Annotated in this window: 12 protein-coding genes; 6 read left to right on the plus strand and 6 right to left on the minus strand. The window is 73.1% G+C overall.

Features of this window, described 5'->3' with window-relative positions; genetic code table 11:
- Positions 1 to 212 precede the first annotated feature (212 nt).
- A complete protein-coding gene (locus FHX40_RS10935) occupies positions 213 to 962 on the minus strand; it encodes a DeoR/GlpR family DNA-binding transcription regulator (RefSeq protein ID WP_142259500.1) in 750 nt (249 codons plus the stop codon).
- 71 nt (positions 963 to 1033) lie between these two features.
- On the opposite strand from FHX40_RS10935, the gene FHX40_RS10940 reads away from it, so the two are divergent.
- Positions 1034 to 2080 carry a helix-turn-helix transcriptional regulator gene (locus FHX40_RS10940; protein ID WP_142259501.1) on the plus strand — a complete coding sequence of 349 codons (1047 nt, stop codon included), beginning with the start codon at positions 1034 to 1036 and terminating at the stop codon, positions 2078 to 2080.
- A 233-nt stretch (positions 2081 to 2313) separates the two neighbouring features.
- Positions 2314 to 2946 (plus strand): LysE family translocator, encoded by a 633-nt coding sequence (locus FHX40_RS10945; RefSeq protein WP_142259502.1) that lies wholly within the window; start codon positions 2314 to 2316, stop codon positions 2944 to 2946.
- Positions 2947 to 3027: 81 nt separating this feature from the next.
- On the opposite strand, the gene FHX40_RS10950 is transcribed toward FHX40_RS10945, so the two are convergent.
- A complete protein-coding gene (locus tag FHX40_RS10950) occupies positions 3028 to 3540 on the minus strand; it encodes a MarR family winged helix-turn-helix transcriptional regulator (RefSeq protein ID WP_142259503.1) in 513 nt (170 codons plus the stop codon).
- Between the two features lie 203 nt (positions 3541 to 3743).
- On the opposite strand from FHX40_RS10950, the gene FHX40_RS10955 reads away from it, so the two are divergent.
- The 3 genes from FHX40_RS10955 to FHX40_RS10965 all read left to right on the plus strand — a co-directional run bounded on the left by FHX40_RS10955 (position 3744) and on the right by FHX40_RS10965 (position 9598).
- Positions 3744 to 6926 (plus strand): efflux RND transporter permease subunit, encoded by a 3183-nt coding sequence (locus FHX40_RS10955; RefSeq protein WP_142259504.1) that lies wholly within the window; start codon positions 3744 to 3746, stop codon positions 6924 to 6926.
- A gap of 104 nt (positions 6927 to 7030) precedes the next feature.
- Positions 7031 to 8464 carry an adenylosuccinate lyase gene (purB, locus tag FHX40_RS10960; RefSeq protein ID WP_142259505.1) on the plus strand — a complete coding sequence of 478 codons (1434 nt, stop codon included), beginning with the start codon at positions 7031 to 7033 and terminating at the stop codon, positions 8462 to 8464.
- Between the two features lie 369 nt (positions 8465 to 8833).
- Entirely contained in the window at positions 8834 to 9598 is a 765-nt protein-coding gene (locus FHX40_RS10965) for a MerR family transcriptional regulator (RefSeq protein ID WP_142259506.1), read from the plus strand.
- Positions 9599 to 9723: 125 nt separating this feature from the next.
- Here FHX40_RS10965 and FHX40_RS10970 read toward each other — a convergent pair whose 3' ends face one another.
- The 4 genes from FHX40_RS10970 to FHX40_RS10985 all read right to left on the minus strand — a co-directional run bounded on the left by FHX40_RS10970 (position 9724) and on the right by FHX40_RS10985 (position 13989).
- Entirely contained in the window at positions 9724 to 10701 is a 978-nt protein-coding gene (locus FHX40_RS10970; protein ID WP_142259507.1) for an aldo/keto reductase, read from the minus strand.
- Positions 10702 to 10756: 55 nt separating this feature from the next.
- Positions 10757 to 11140, minus strand: a complete 384-nt coding sequence (locus FHX40_RS10975) for a M24 family metallopeptidase (RefSeq protein ID WP_142259508.1) — start codon at positions 11138 to 11140, stop codon at positions 10757 to 10759.
- Between the two features lie 147 nt (positions 11141 to 11287).
- Complete coding sequence (locus FHX40_RS10980) at positions 11288 to 12373, minus strand: tyrosine-type recombinase/integrase (RefSeq protein WP_142259509.1); 1086 nt, start codon at positions 12371 to 12373, stop codon at positions 11288 to 11290.
- Positions 12374 to 12708: 335 nt separating this feature from the next.
- Positions 12709 to 13989, minus strand: coding sequence for a hypothetical protein (locus FHX40_RS10985; protein ID WP_142259510.1), 1281 nt, complete (start codon positions 13987 to 13989; stop codon positions 12709 to 12711).
- Positions 13990 to 14833: 844 nt separating this feature from the next.
- Here FHX40_RS10985 and FHX40_RS10990 point away from each other — a divergent pair.
- A complete protein-coding gene (locus tag FHX40_RS10990) occupies positions 14834 to 15838 on the plus strand; it encodes a tyrosine-type recombinase/integrase (RefSeq protein ID WP_142259511.1) in 1005 nt (334 codons plus the stop codon).
- Positions 15839 to 15885: the final 47 nt, after the last annotated feature.

A 15885-nucleotide genomic window follows, 5' to 3' on the forward strand; every position in this document is an offset into this window, starting at 1 on the left:
GGTGACGTGCGGTGACCGGTTCTGTTGTCGGGGGTTTGGACATCTAGTGATCTACGCTGTAAAGGTCGCCGGTTGTGTGTTCCGAACACCCGGCTCTCACCCCACCGAACCATCCCCTCCATCGCCCACAGGGTGACCGCCGACACCCGCACCGTCGCCGTCCTTTTCCGCATCCGCTGACGCCTGACGGCGCGAGCGCGCGGCGATGCCGGTCAGACGACGTGGACGCTCACGTCCGCATCGGTCAGGGCTTCGTGTTCCTCTTTGGGGATGCCCTCGTCGGTGACCACGACGTCGAGCCGGTCGATCGGGCAGACCGCGCCGAACGCGGTACGGGTGAACTTCGCCGAGTCGGTCGCGGCCACCACCCGCCGGGCGGAGTCGATCGCGGCCTGTTTGATCGCGACCTCCGACAGGTCGTGAGCGGTCAGGCCGTGCGCCGACGACAGGGCGCAACAGCCGATCACCGCGGTGTCGAACCGCAGGGACCGGATCGTCTTCTCGGTCAGCGGGCCGACGAAGTCGAGCTCGCCGGGCCGTACCTCGCCGCCGGGCAGCACGAGGCGGATCCGTGGCGCGCCGGCCAGCTCGCGCGCGGCGTGCAGGGACAGCGGGACCACGGTGAGCCTCCGGTCGCGCAGCGCGCGGGCGACCTCCAGGGCCGTGGTGCCGCTGTCGAGCAGCACCGCCTCGCCGTCGGCGATCAGGTCGGCGACCTCGGCGGCGATACGGCGTTTCTCCTCCACCGCCTGCAGCTCGCGCACGGTGAACGGCGGCTCCTCGCCGCGCAGCAGCAGGCTGAGCGCCCCGCCGCGGATGCGCCGCACCACGCCCTGCCGGGCCAGGTCGTCCAGGTCGCGCCGGATCGTCATCTCGGACACGCCGTACCGCGCGGCCAGCTCGGCGACCGACACCTGGTCGCGGGTGCGCAGCGTGTCCATGATGGCCCGCAATCGATCCATGTGTTCATATGAACACACGTCATGTTCGCTCGGCAAGGTCCGTGGCGGGCGGCGGGGGCGAGAATGAGGGTATGCGCGCGAGCCGGTTGCTCTCCCTGTTGCTGCTGCTCCAGTCCCGGGGGCGGATGACCGCCGGCGAGCTCGCCGAGGAGCTCGAGGTGTCGGTGCGCACCGTGTACCGGGACGTGGAGGCGCTGTCGGCGGCAGGGGTGCCGGTGTACGCCGAACGCGGCCCGGCCGGCGGGTACCGGCTGCTCGACGGCTACCGCACCCGGCTCACCGGGCTGACCGCCGAGGAGGCGGCGTCGCTGTTCCTCGCCGGGCTGCCCGGACCGGCCGCCGAGCTGGGCCGCAGCGAGGTCGCCGCGGCCGCGGAGCTGAAGCTGCTCGCCGCCCTGCCACCCGAGCCGCGATCCCAGGCGCGGCGCATGCGCGAACGGCTCCACTTCGACGTGCACGGCTGGTACCAGGCGGGCGGCTCGCGGTTCCTCGGGGAGGTGGCCGACGCGGTCTGGGAGCAGCGGCCGCTGCACATCACCTACCGGCGGTGGGGGCCCGCCATCGTCGAGCGGGTGATCCACCCGCACGGGCTCGTGCTGAAGGCCGGGACCTGGTATCTGGTCGCGTGCGCCGTACCCGAGGCCGGCGGCGGGCAGGGCGAGGAGGTGTCCGGCCCGGACGGCGGGGGAGCGGACGATGCCGGCCGGGCGGGCGGCATGCGCACCTACCGGGTGGACCGCATCGACGCGCTGAAGGTGCTCGACGGCCACTTCGAGCGGGTCCCGGGGTTCGATCTGGCCGCGTACTGGCGGGACTGGTCGGCGGACTTCCTCGAGCGCTTGTACCGGGAGGAGGCGGTCATCCGCATCGCCCCCGACGGCGTTCCGCTGCTGCGGGTGACCATCGGGCCCGTGGCCACCGACGCCGCGCTCGCCACGGCCGAACCGCCGGACGCCGACGGCTGGATCCGGATGCGGCTGCCGGTGGAGTCGCTGCGGCATGCCTGCTGGCAGCTCATGCGCCTGGGCGCCTCGGTCGAGGTGCTGGAGCCGCCCGAGCTGCGCGCCACGATGATCCGGACGCTCCGCGAGATGTCCGCGCTGTACGGCCGGTCCTGATCGCCTCCATGCCGCCGGGCGCGGCGGGTACCCGCGCAGCCACCGTGCCCGGCCACGTTGCCGCGCGGCCGGTGACCGGTTCGTGCGGGTATGTGGGCGTGAGGCCACCGGTGACGGCTTCGGGTTCGGCCGGGGCGTGGCCGCCGACCGGGTACGGCACACGCGCCCCAGGCCGGCCGGGGCGGCGAATAAATCCGTTGCCGCCGGGAGCGGGCGGGGGCGAGTATGCGCAGATGCATGTGCTTTTCTTCATCGGATCGTGTCTGCTGCTCGCCATGATCCCCGGGGTCAGCTCGGCGGTGATCCTGCGGCAGACACTGCGCGGCGGACGGTCGCAGGGGATCGCGGCCACGCTCGGCAACGAGACCGGGGTGCTGCTGTGGGCGCTGGCCGCGGTCTTCGGGCTGTCGGCGCTGGTCATCGCCTCGCAGATCGCCTACGACGTGATGCGCATCGTGGGCGCGGTGGTGCTGGTGGTCATCGGGGTGCAGTCGCTGTGGCAGTCCCGGCGGGGCCGTACCGGCCCGTCCCGGCAGGAGGCGGCCGAGGAGCGGGCACCGGTCCACGGGTGGCGGCGCTCGTACCTGCTGGGCCTGGCCACGATCCTGGCCAACCCGAAGGCGGCCGTGTTCGCGGTCTCCTTCCTGCCCCAGTTCGTGCCCGCCGGGGCCAACGTGCCGCTCACGCTGACCCTGCTCGCGCTGATCTGGGTCACCGTGGACACCCTGTGGTACCTGGCGTTCGTCTGGTTCGTCGGCCGGCTGCGGCTGGTGTTCGACCGCCCCGCCGTACGGCGCCGCATGGAGCAGATCTCCGGCGTGGTGCTGATCGGGCTGGGCGTACGGCTCGCGGCGGACGCCCCCTGACCTCCCGCCGGACGGGCCGGCCGCGCACCGGGTGCCCGCGCGCCAGATGGTCGGCCGCCCGGTGCGGTCCCGCCCCGGTGATCAGCGGCCCGCGCGGGACGGCGCGGGGGAGGAGGCCTTTCCGGCGGCCTCGCGGGCGCGGTCGGCGCACATCCGGGCGGCCGCCTGCCGGATGCGGTGCATGATCGTCTCGAGGGTGCGCAGCGTGTCCAGGTCGAGATAGGACAGCAGGGCGCGGAAGTGCTCGTTGCCGGCGTCGATGAGCCGGTCGGCGAGCGCCCGGCCCTCGGCGGTGAGGCGCACGCGGCGCACCCGCCGGTCGGCGGGGTCCTCGTGGCGCTCCACCAGGCGGTGGTTGACCAGGCGGTCGACGATCCCGGTGACGGTCGCGAGCCCGACGCCGAGGCTGCGGGCCAGATCCTGGCCGGACTGCGAGCCGTGGAACGCCAGGATCATGATCACTTTCAGCTGGCGTATCGTCAGATTCGAGTCGAGCAGCGGCGACGACCGGTCGTGGGCCAGCGCCCGGGCCAGGTCGCGCTGGACCTCGATGATCCGGCCGATCACCCTGCTGCGTTCGTCACCGTCGTCCACGTCAATCCTTTCCCGCGCGGCCAGGCTACCAGCAGTTCAACACCGCGCTAAATATTCGCCTCGCGCAAAGTGTTAGGGTGGGTCGAAAGAATCGCCGGAGAACACGGCCCACACGGCCGCACGACTCTTGAGAAGGAGACCCCAGTGAGCGAGCAGAGCGAGGCCCCGGCCGCCGCGGCCTCCGGCCCGGCGGGAGGCCGGGCATGACCGGCCTGGCACGGCTGAGCCTCACCAACCGGGCGCTGATCATCCTGATCGCGGTACTGCTCGGCGGATTCGGCCTGTACGCGATCCCCTCGCTCAAACAGCAGCTGCTGCCCTCGCTGTCCTACCCGGCAGCGTTCATCGTGGCCCCGTACCAGGGTGCCTCCCCGCAGATCGTCGAGGAGCAGGTCACCCAGCCGATCGAGGACGCCGTCAAGGGCATCGCCGGGGTCACCGCGATCAACTCCACCTCCCGCGACGGCGCCGCCCAGATCCAGGTCGAGTTCGAGTACGGCACCGACGTCGACAACGCCGTCGCCCAGCTCCAGCAGGCCGTCGGCCGCGTGAGCTCCCGCCTGCCCGACGGCGTCGACCCCCGGGTGATCGCCGGCAGCACCGACGACCTGCCGGTCATGGTCCTCGCCGTCGGCGACGGCGGCGACCCCCGCGGCATGCTCGACAAGATCGAGCGCGTCATGGTGCCCGAGCTGCGCCGCATCGAGGGCGTGCGCGAGGTCACCGTCACCGGCGCCCGCGAGGAGACCCTCGTCATCCACCCCGACCACGGCAAGCTGTTCCGGCTCGGCATCCCCGTCACCGCCATCGCCGACGCGCTGCGCGTCAACGGCACCCCGATCCCGGCGGGCACCGTCACCACCGACGGGCGCAGCCTCACCGTCGAGGTCGGCAGCCGCGTCGAGACCATCGACCAGCTCAAGAACCTCTACCTCACCCCGAGCCCGCAGGCAGCCGCACCGGCCGCCGGCCAGAACCCCCTGGCCGGAGCCGGCGCCGCGACCGCCCGGCCCAAGCCGGTACGGCTCGGCGACGTCGCGATCTTCGAGCGCAAGCCCGCCGACACCACCACGCTCACCCGCACCGACGGCGCAAGCAGCCTCGGCGTCTCCATCACCATGACCCCCGACGGCAACGCCGTCGCCATCTCCCGCGCGGTCAACGACAAGCTCGGCGACCTGGTGCGCGCGCTCGGCGACTCCGCCCCCATCACCGTCGTCTTCGACCAGGCCCCCTACGTCGAAAAGTCGATCAAGAACCTCACCACCGAGGGCCTGCTCGGCCTGGTGTTCGCGGTCGCCGTCATACTGGTGTTCCTGCTGTCGGTCCGCTCCACCCTGGTCACCGCGGTGTCGATCCCGCTGTCGGTGGTGATCGCGCTGCTCGCGCTGTGGATCGGCGACCACTCGCTCAACCTGCTCACCCTCGGCGGCCTCACCATCGCCATCGGCCGCGTCGTCGACGACTCGATCGTGGTGCTGGAGAACATCAAGCGCCACCTGTCGTACGGCGAGCCGAAACAGCAGGCCATCATCACCGCCGTCCGCGAGGTCGCCGGCGCCGTCACCGCCTCCACCCTCACCACCGTCGCGGTGTTCGCCCCGATCGCGCTCGTCGGCGGCATGGTCGGCGAGCTGTTCGCCCCGTTCGGGATCACGGTCACGGTGGCGCTGCTCGCCTCCCTGCTGGTGTCGCTCACCGTCATCCCCGTCCTCGCCTACTGGTTCCTGCCCGCCCCCAAGGTCACCGGCGAGCAGGCCCGCAAGGTACGCGAGGAGGCCGAGCGCAAGGAGCTGCGCAACCCGCTGCAGCGCGCCTACCTGCCGGTGCTGCGCTTCGCCACCCGCCGCCGCCTCACCACCGTGGTGATCGGCCTGGTGGTGTTCGCCGGCACCATGGCCCTGCTGCCCGGGCTGAAGACCAACTTCATCGACTCCAGCGGCCAGGACACCTTCCAGATGAGCCAGCGCATGCCCACCGGCACCGACCTGGCCACCACCGACGAGGCCGCCAAGAAGGTCGAGAAGGTCCTGTCCGAGGTCGACGGCATCGCCTCGTACCAGGTCAGCGTCGGCACCGGCGGCACCTTCGCGTTCGGCGCGGGCAGCCCCGACCGCGCCGCCTACTCCGTCCGCCTCGAGGAAGACGCCGACGGCGCCGAGGTCCAGGAGACGCTCCGGCGGCGGCTCGCCGAGATCGACGGCATCGGCACCGTCACCGTCGGCGGCGCCGAGGAGGGCGGCTTCAACGTCAACCAGCTCGAGGTCGTGGTCAAGGGCCCCGACATGGACGCCCTCAAGACCGCCTCCGCCGCGGTCGCCGACGCCATGTCCCGCATCGACGGCGTACGCGACGTCAGCGACAACCTCGAGGACAGCGGCGAACGCATCCAGGTGCAGGTGAACCGGCGCGAGGCCGCCCGCCACGGCCTCACCGAGGCCCAGATCGGCCAGATCGTCGCCCAGGCGTTCCGCGGCGCCACCATCGGCCGCATCGACCTCGACGGCCGCCCCGGCGACATCATCCTGCGCACCGGCGACGCCCCCAAGGACCTCAAGGAGATCCGCGACCTGGCCCTGCCCGGCCAGGGCGGCGTCGTCAAGCTCTCCCAGGTCGCCGACGTCAAGCGGGTCGAAGGCCCCCAGCAGATCTCCCGCAGCGACGGCGAGCGCACCGCCCGCGTCACCGGCACCGCCGAGGTCACCGACCTCGGCCGGGTCAGCGCCGAGCTGTCCGACGCGCTGGAGAGGCTCTCCCTGCCCGCCGGGGTCGGCTACGAGATCGCCGGTGTCAGCGCCGAGCAGGACGAGGCGTTCGAGCAGCTCGGCCTGGCCATGCTCGCCGCCACCGCCATCGTCTTCCTGATCATGGTGGCGACGTTCCGCAGCCTGATCCAGCCGCTGATCCTGCTGGTGTCGATCCCGTTCGCCGCCACCGGCGCGATCGGCCTGCTCCGGCTCACCGACACCCCGATGGGCGTGCCCGCCCTCATCGGCATGCTCATGCTCATCGGCATCGTGGTCACCAACGCGATCGTGCTCATCGACCTGATCAACCAGTACCGCCGCCAGGGCATGGGCATCACCGAGGCGGTGCTCGAGGGCGGCCGCCGCCGCCTGCGGCCCATCCTGATGACCGCCGTCGCCACCATCTGCGCCCTGATCCCCATGGCGCTCGGCATCACCGGCGAGGGCGGGTTCATCTCCCAGCCGCTGGCGATCGTCGTCATCGGCGGCCTGGTCTCCTCCACCCTGCTCACGCTCGTGCTGGTCCCGACCCTCTACACGATGGTCGAGCGCACCCGCCGGCGGCTGCGCCGCGACGGCGACGCCGAGACGCCCAAGGTCGCCCCGGACCCCCAGCCGGAGCCCGCGCCCGCCGGCTGACCGGCACGCCGTACCGGCACACCTGTCGATCAACACGCCCGCGCCCCGGCCACCGCGCACCCGGTGGCCGGGGCGCGGCCGCGCCCGCCCTAGACTGGGGCGGCGTGAGCACCGCCAAGCCGCGTATCCCGAACGTTCTCGCCACCCGTTACGCCTCCCCGGAGCTGGCCCGCCTGTGGTCGGCCGAACACAAGGTGGTGCTGGAGCGCCGCCTGTGGCTGGCCGTGCTCAAAGCCCAGGCCGACCTCGGCGTCCCCGTCGACCCGGGCGTGATCGCCGACTACGAGAAGGTGATCGACCAGGTCGACCTCGCCTCGATCGCCGAGCGGGAGCGCGTCACCCGCCACGACGTCAAGGCCCGCATCGAGGAGTTCAACGCCCTCGCCGGGCACGAGGACGTGCACAAGGGCATGACCTCCCGCGACCTCACCGAGAACGTCGAGCAGCTGCAGATCCGCGACAGCCTGCTGCACGTGCGCGACCGCTGCGTGGCGATCCTCGCCCGCCTGGGCCGCCTCGCCGCCGAGCACGCCGGGTTGGTGATGGCCGGCCGCTCGCACAACGTCGCCGCCCAGGCCACCACCCTCGGCAAGCGGTTCGCCACCGCCGCCGAGGAGCTGCTCGTCGCCTACCGGCGGCTGGAGGAGCTCATCGAGCACCTGCCGCTGCGCGGCATCAAGGGCCCGGTCGGCACCGCCCAGGACATGCTCGACCTGCTCGGCGGCGACCACGCCCGCCTCGCCGAGCTGGAGGACCGCGTCGCCGCCCACCTCGGCTTTGCCCGCCGGTTCACCAGCGTCGGCCAGGTGTATCCGCGGTCGCTCGACTACGAGGTGGTCACCACCCTGGTCCAGCTCGCCGCCGCGCCCTCCAGCCTCGCCAAGACCATCCGCCTGATGGCCGGGCACGAGCTGGTCACCGAGGGCTTCACCCCCGGCCAGGTCGGCTCCTCGGCGATGCCGCACAAGATGAACACCCGCTCCTGCGAGCGGGTCAACGGCCTGGCGGTCATCCTGCGCGGGTACGCGTCCATGGTCGGCGAGCTCGCCGGCGACCAGTGGAACGAGGGCGACGTGTCCTGCTCGGTGGTGCGCCGCGTCGCGCTGCCCGACGCCTTCTTCGCCTTCGACGGCCTGGCCGAGACCATGCTCACCGTGCTCGACGAGTTCGGCGCGTTCCCCGCCGTCATCGCCGCCGAGCTCGAGCGGTACCTGCCGTTCCTCGCCACCACCAAGATGCTCATCGCCGCGGTACGGCACGGCGTCGGCCGGGAGACCGCCCACGAGATCATCAAGGAGCACGCGGTCGCCTCCGCGCTGCACATGCGGGAGACCGGCGGCGCCAACCCGCTGCTCGACCGGCTCGCCGCCGACGAGCGCTTCCCGCTCGACCGGGCCGCGCTCGACGCGCTGCTCGCCGACCGCGCCGCGTTCACCGGCGCCGCCGCCCAGCAGGTCGCCGCGGTCACCGACCGCATCGCCGAGATCACCGCCCGCCACCCGGAGGCCGCCGCCTACACCCCCGGGCCCATCCTGTGACCGTGCCGCCCACCCGCCTGTAGCGGCCGCGACCCGGCTCGCCAGGCGGGTGGGGGAGAACGGCCGGGCGGCCCGAGGGCGGCAGCGGATCCCGGGCGGCACGCCCCGGGTGAAGGCCGCATCCGCACACGCCGCGGGACGGCGACGCCCCGGCCTGCCGTACCGTTCCCGCCCGCGGGCCCTTGGGAACGGCCCCGCCGGGATCCCACCCGGTACGGCCCGGCGGCCCCGGCAGCCTGCGCGCCCATCCGCACCCTCCCGCGGGTCCGCACGCTTCCGGCCCGGGAGCCGGCGGCCGGAAAACGGTTTGACCCTCACGCTACGTGAGACTTCAAGGTAGGGCCCCGTAAGGAAACGAGGGGGAGAGGCGTGAGCGGGTACTCGGTCGGCCAGGTCGCCCGGCTGGCCGGAGTGACGGTGCGCACGCTGCACCACTACGACGAGATCGGGCTGCTCAGCCCGAGCGAACGCACCGCCGCAGGCTACCGCCGCTACACCGAGGCGGACCTCGACCGGCTGCAGCGGGTGCTGTTCTACCGGGAGCTGGGATTCCCCCTGGAGGAGATCGCGACCATCCTGGATCGGCCCGGCACCGACCCGCTCACCCACCTGCGGCGCCGACGCGAGCTGCTGTCCCGCGAGATACGGCGCCTGCAGCGCATGGTCGCGGCCATCGACAAGGCGATGGAGGCACACCGAATGGGCATCTCGCTCACGCCCGAGGAGCGGCGCGAGGTCTTCGGCGACTTCCGCCCCGAGGACTACGCCGACGAGGCCGAGCAACGCTGGGGCGGCTCCGACGCGTACGCCGAATCCCGCCGCCGCACCGCCGCCTACGGCAAGCAGGACTGGCAGCGGATCAAGGCCGAGTGGGGCGAGCTGGTCAACGGCTTCGCCGCCGCGTTCACCGCGGGCGAGCCCGCCGACGGGGAGGTGGCGACCGGCCTGGCCGAGCGGCACCGCCGCCACATCAGCACGTGGTTCTACGAGTGCGGCTACCAGATGCACAAGGGCCTGGCGGACCTGTACGTCGCCGACGAACGGTTCACCGTCCACTTCGACCGGCTCGCACCGGGCCTGGCCGCATACGTCCACGACGCGATCCACGCCAACGCCGCCCGCGCGGGCGCCTGACACGTCACCCGCGCCGGACCGCATCGATCCGGTCCGGCGCGGGACGTCCGGCGAGGGTGGCCGGCGGCCGGTTCAGGCGGCGGTCCGCCGGGCCGCGCGAGGGCCGGCCGTACCGGGCCCGCCGGTCACCAGCGGTGATGCACCTGCGGGCGGATCAGCTCGTCGTAGACCGCGCGCACCTGCTCGTGCACCGGCTCCGGCAGCGGGTCGAACGCGGCGGCGGCCGCGTTCGCGCGGGCCTGCTCCGGGTTGCGCGCCCCCGGGATCACCACGCTCACCCCCGGCTGGTCGATCACCCAGCGCAGCGCGAACTGCGCCATGGTCATGCCCTCCGGCACCAGCGGGGCCAGCCGCGCCACCGCCTCCAGCCCGCTCTCGAAGTCGACGCCGGAGAACGTCTCGCCCACGTCGAACGCCTCGCCGCGCCGGTTGAAGGTGCGGTGGTCGTTGGCGGGGAACACGGTGTCGCGGCCGTAGCGGCCGGACAGCAGGCCGCTGGCGAGCGGCACCCGCGCGATGATGCCCACCCCGGCCTCGGCGGCCGCGGGCAGCACCCGCTCCAGCGGCTTGAGCCGGAACGCGTTGAGGATGATCTGCACCGTCGCCACGCCCGGCCGGGCGATCGCGGTCAGCGCCTCCTCGCAGGTCTCCACGCTCACCCCGTAGGCGGCGATGCGGCCCTCCTCGACGAGCGTGTCGAGCGCGTCGAACACCGCGTCGGTCGAGTACACGGGGGTGGGCGGGCAGTGCAGCTGCACCAGGTCGATCGTGTCCACCCCCAGGTTCTTCCGCGACCGGTCGTTCCACGCGCGGAAGTTCTCCAGGGTGTACGCCGAGGGGTCCTGCGGCACCCGGCGGCCCATCTTGGTGGCCACCATCACCTCCGGGTGCTCCTTGAGCAGCCTGCCGACCAGCCGCTCGCTGCGGCCGTCCCCGTAGACGTCGGCGGTGTCGAAGAAGGTGATGCCGGATTCGACGGCGGCGCGCAGCGTCGCGAGGGCCTGCTCCTCGTCCACGTCGCCCCAGTCGGCGCCGAGCTGCCAGGTGCCCAGCCCGACGACGCCCACCTGCCTGCCGGTCCTGCCCAGCGTTCGCTGTTCCATGGCCACCAGTATTCCGGAGCCCTCGCCCCGGCCGTTCACGTGGTCACGGGGCCGGTCACAGGGCGGTGAGCACGCGCGGCCCGTCCTCGGTGATCGCCACGGTGTGCTCGACGTGGGCGGCGCGGCTGCCGTCGATGGTGTGCAGCGCCCAGCCGTCCCGGGCGATGCGGTAGCGGTCGTGGCCGCCCGCCATGAACATCGGCTCGATCGCGAGCACCAGGCCGTACCGGAGCCGCAGCCCGCGGCCGGGGCGGGACTCGTTCGGCACGCCGGGGTCCTCGTGCATGCGCCGGCCGATGCCGTGGCCGCCGAGGTCGGTGACGATCCCGTACCCGGCGGGGCGGCCGACGCTCGCGATCGCGTGCCCGATGTCACCGAGCCGGCCGCCCACCACCGCGGCGGCGATTCCCGCCTCCAGGGCCCGCTCGGTCGTCTCCAGGTAGAGGTGGTCGCGATGATCACCCGCACAATGCCACCCCGGTAACCGGTCAGCCGCTCAGCGTCGATCACCGGCACCCGGCCCGTCCTCGGCGCTTCCACAGGACACATGTGATCGGCCGAATCCCGTGCGGGGACCTCGGCGAGCTCAGTTCCCCGCCGCCGTCGCGGACGGGCCGTCGCCCTTGAGCAGGGGATGGGAGCGCATCGCCACCTCCAGCTCGCCCGGCAGCTCATCGCGGTAGCGGCCCAGCGTCGACAGGTCACCGTGCCCCAGCACCCGCCGTACCACGTCCATGTCCACCGCGTCCGCGAGCAGATGCGTCGCGGTCGTGTGCCGCAGCCCGTGCGGCGTCACCGAACGCCGCCGCGCCGGGTCCACGTGCCGCTGCACCCGGTCGATCACCGCCTGCACGTCGCCCCGGGCCAGCCGCCGCCCCCGCCACGACAACAGCAGCGCCTTCTCCTCGCTGCGCGGCCGCGCATGCTCGAGATAGGCGTCGAGCACCCGCGCCACATCGTGGGGGAGAGGCACGTCACGGGTGCGCCCGCCCTTGCCGAAGATCCGCCAGTACCGCACCCCGTCGTTGACGTAGAAGTCCTCCACGTTCGCCCGCACCAGCTCCGACACCCGCGGCCCGACCGTCGTCAGCAGCAGCACGATCAGGGCGTCACGGACCTCCACCCGCTGGTCCCGCCGCGGCCGCCGCCCTCGAGGACCCTTCGCCCCGCCGGGGACCGGCCCGGCCGGGCCCGAGCCGTCGGCGGCCGCACCGGCGAGCGCCTTCGCCGCCCCGATCAGCCCGCGCGCCTGCTCACGCGTCAACGCCCGCCGCTCGGGTCGCAGACCCCCGCGTTCCCGGGCCGTCACCGTCGAGGCCGTCATCGGATTGATCTGCACCCAGCCCGCCAGCACCGCGTGCTTGAACAACGCCGACACCGATCGCCGGAACCGCGCCTGCGACGCCGCGCTCTGCACCCCCGGCACCGGCCGGGCGCGCCTGCCGTCCGGCTTTCGCGCGAACGCCAGCAGCACCGCGTCCACGTCCTCGCCCGTCAGATCGTCGAGCACCCGGTCGGCCCCCGCCAGCTCGGCGAACGTGCGCACGTCACGCACGTACACCTCCGCGGTCGCCGGGGACAGACCTCCCGTCACCGTCCTGGCCCGGACCAGCTCCACGTAACGATCGACAGCCTCCTGCACGGTGAGGCGCTGCAGCTCCGCGGGACGCATGATCCCTAACGCTACAGCTCCCCACCGACACCGCGCGCCCCGCCCGACGGCGATGGGGGAGAGGGGGCCTTGAGCCCGCGCTCACGGCGTTCCGTGATCGCGTTGCCCGGCCCGGCTCGCGAGCATGAGGGCATGGGGCCGCAGGCGGTGATCGAGCGCCGTGACCGGCGCCACCGGCTTCGTATGCGGGGCCGGCGGAGGCAGGCGGAGGCACCAGGGCTTCCACGGGCGGCACCCGGTCATCGGGCGGCGACCGCTCCCGGCCTCGCCGGAGCCGGCGCTGATGCGGCGGCTGGGCAGGATCCCGCCCGGCCCACGGCCGTCCCGCTCGTCCGTCAAGCGGTGTCCGGCACCGTCCGTACCGCCGCCCGGCCTCGCGACCGGCGCCGCAGCATAGCGGGCACCCACGGCGCGGCACCGACGACGGCCAGGAGCACGAGCAGCGGCACCCGCCACCACGACGAGACCGCCTCCGGCGGCGAGGACGGCGCCTCGGCGACCCACGGGTGTGCCGTCTTCGACCACGCCAGGAACGCGTCGCCGATGGGCAGCAGGCCGAAGGCGTACCGCTTGGTCGACGGGGTGTCGACGGGCAGGCCCGCCAGCTCGCCGTAGTTGGCCAGGGCCGCGGCGAGCGAGTGGTCGCCGTGCGCCTGGGCGGCGCCGAGGGTGACCACGGTGGCCGACAGGCTCACGCCGAGCAGCAGCGGCCCGGAATCGACGTCGGCGGGGCCGTCGGTGCCGTGCGGATACTCGCGCACGGCGGGGCCGAGGCCGAGCGGGAAGGCGAGGAAACGGTCGCGGAACCGCAGGTACTGCTCGCGGGCGAAGGCCGGGTCGACGTCGATGAGGAACCGGTTGATCAGGGCCTGCGAGCTGCCCCGGGCGCCCTCGAGGGCCTCGCCGGTGGCGGCGTCGACCCGGTGGGGGATCAGCCCGGTGGCCGGGTCGAGCCCGCGCCGCACCTGGCCGAGCCAGCGGGCCACGGTGTCGCCGAAGCGCGGGGTGAGCAGGCTGTCGTGCAGCCGCAGCGACGCGATCGCCACGGTGGAGTCGACCGGCCAGGCCTGGCCCGGGTAGGCCTCCAGGTACGGCGTGGCCGAGGCGCGGAAGGCCTCGGCGATCTCGGCGGAGTCGGCGGCGAACCGCCGTACCTGGTCCGGGTCCCGTTCCTGTGGCTGCTGCAGCTTCAGCAGGCCGCCGCGCAGCCAGTTGATCCAGCCGCGGTAGAAGACGCCGTGGGCCGGGGTGAGGGCGGGGTCGAACGGCTCGCGCCCGGCCGGCGACTCCAGGCGGTCCAGCGCCCACCGGGCGGAGGCCGGCGCCTCGCGCCGGTGGCCGGGCTCGCGTTCGCCCAGCTCGATCCAGGCCAGGCCGTACAGGACGTGGGAGAAGAAGTAGCCCTCGGGGAACAGGCGCTGCGCCTCCTCGGCCGCGCCGTCCTCGAGCGCCGCGCGGATGAAGGCGAGCTGCCGGTACACGCCGGGTGGTTCGCCGGTGGCGGCCGTGGCGGGCAGCACCAGCCGCAGCATCCCCGTCAGCGCGCACAGGCTGATCAGTACGGCGAGCAGCCGGCGCACCCGGCGCAGGACCCGGCCCGGGGTCGGCTCTTTCATGATCGTTTGATCCTATCGGCGTGCGGGGGAGCGGTTGCCCGGCCTCGTGGGCCGCGGGACAGCGTTGTGCCGACGTGATTGACGCTCGGTCCGCGCTGATGGTTTCTCGGGCCGGAGGGGGAGAGGCACATGGGCCGCCGGGCGCGGTCATGGCGCCGGGACCGCCATATATAAGACGCATTCGTCCGTTAACCGTTAAACCAGACAGAATTCACCTTCTGTATGGTTTAACATGGCAGGGCCTCAATAACCGGACAAAATCTGCCCGGATACGCGTGCTGAGGCGGGGCCTGGACTTGGTGTCGCACTTGACGCACATGACGCGCCACGCGAAACGGGGAGTCGCCGGATACCCGGCCCTCGCGGCCGCCGGTCACGGGGTGCCACGTCATCCGGCGCGCAGTCGCGGACAAGATCTCCCTGGCCGTCGCGCGAGACACCCGGCCGGACGCGGCGGGCATGAGTCACGCGTCGCGGCGCTCGGTCGCAGGCCCTCCAGGGCGCGCGAATGGAGGACGCCGTGCCCGGGCTTTCGATGCCCGCCTGTGGCGCGCGCCGCCTGGGCTGCCGGACGCGACTTCGCACGCGCGACACGCCGCGGTGCCGGTGCGATCCGGCGCAGCGTGACGACGGCGCTCCTGCGTATCGAATCGCGAGCCGGCTCGGATGTTCCGCCTTGCGCGCAGCGGCCGAATCGAGATGTGCGTGGCTGCGCCGACACGGGTACGAGACGACGCGAACACGACTCGCCGGGCCCTCTTCCGGCCCGTCAGCGGCATGTTTCATGCATAATCTTTATTATGCATCAAACATCTGGGCTCCCCTCCGTGGCCGGGGCGGTGTGATGGCCGGGCTCGGGCAGCCCGCGGACGGGCGGGTGTTGGAGGCGATCGGCGAGTTCGTGCGGTCGCTGCAGGCGAGGAAGATGTCGCCGCACACGATCGCCGGGTACGAGCGTGATCTGCGTACGGTGGCGGAGCTGGCCGCCGCGCAGGCCGGTGTCCCGCTGAGCGACCTCGAGGTGCAGGCGCTCGGCGGCAGGCTGATGCGGGCGGCGTTCGCCGAGTTCTCCGCGCCGCGGTCGGCGGCGAGCGTCAACCGGGCGTGGAGCGCGTGGAACCGGTTCTTGACGTTCTGCGTGGCTGAGGGGCTGCTGGAGGGCAATCCGATGGCGGCGGTCCCCCGGCCGCGGCAGCCCGCTCGGGCGCCGAAGCCGCTGCTCGGCGAGGGTGATGCGGCGGTGACGCTGCTGGAGCGGATCGCCGCGGGCGCGCGTAAGGCGCGGGACCCGTGGGTGGAGCGGGATCTGGTGGTGCTGGCGCTGGGGCTGCTGACCGGCATGCGCTCGGCCGAGCTGCTCGGCCTGACGATCGGCTCGATCGGCGGCTTCCCCGGCGACCGCCGTATCCAGGTGGTCGGCAAGGGCGGCAAGACCCGCTCGCTGCCGATCGAGCCGGGCCTGGAGCGGCTGATCGACGCCTATCTCGACAGCCGCATGCGGCGATTCAACCTGGCCTCTCTCCCCCGCTCGGCGCCGCTGCTGGTCGACACCCGTAACCGTCCGCTGCAGCGTGGTGGCCTTCAGTATCTGGTGCGGCAGTGCTACCGGTACGCGGGCATCAGTGACCGGGTGCAGAAAGGCACGCTGGTGCACGCGCTGCGGCACGAGTTCGCCACCCGCCTGGCCGAGCGCGGCGCCTCGGCGCACGAGCTGATGGAGCTGCTGGGCCACGCGTCGATCGTGACCGGGCAGAACTACATCGCATCCACCGCCCGCCAGGTACGCGCCGCCGCCCGCGCCAACCCGATCTATCCGGTGCTGGACCGCCTCTCTTCCGGCGGTGACTGACCTCCCGCGAACCGCAGGCCTCTCCCCCGGCCCGGCACGGCCGCCGC

It is taken from the genome of Thermopolyspora flexuosa (assembly GCF_006716785.1).
In the GTDB taxonomy this organism is placed as follows: Bacteria; Actinomycetota; Actinomycetes; order Streptosporangiales; family Streptosporangiaceae; genus Thermopolyspora; species Thermopolyspora flexuosa.

Coding starts and splice junctions, on each gene's coding strand:
- FHX40_RS10935 (WP_142259500.1), bottom strand. CDS start 962: ATGGATCGATTGCGGGCCATCATGGACACGCTGCGCACCCGCGACCAG.
- FHX40_RS10940 (WP_142259501.1), top strand. CDS start 1,034: ATGCGCGCGAGCCGGTTGCTCTCCCTGTTGCTGCTGCTCCAGTCCCGG.
- FHX40_RS10945 (WP_142259502.1), top strand. CDS start 2,314: ATGCATGTGCTTTTCTTCATCGGATCGTGTCTGCTGCTCGCCATGATC.
- FHX40_RS10955 (WP_142259504.1), top strand. CDS start 3,744: ATGACCGGCCTGGCACGGCTGAGCCTCACCAACCGGGCGCTGATCATC.
- FHX40_RS10970 (WP_142259507.1), bottom strand. CDS start 10,701: ATGGAACAGCGAACGCTGGGCAGGACCGGCAGGCAGGTGGGCGTCGTC.
- FHX40_RS10980 (WP_142259509.1), bottom strand. CDS start 12,373: ATGCGTCCCGCGGAGCTGCAGCGCCTCACCGTGCAGGAGGCTGTCGAT.
- FHX40_RS10985 (WP_142259510.1), bottom strand. CDS start 13,989: ATGAAAGAGCCGACCCCGGGCCGGGTCCTGCGCCGGGTGCGCCGGCTG.
- FHX40_RS10990 (WP_142259511.1), top strand. CDS start 14,834: ATGGCCGGGCTCGGGCAGCCCGCGGACGGGCGGGTGTTGGAGGCGATC.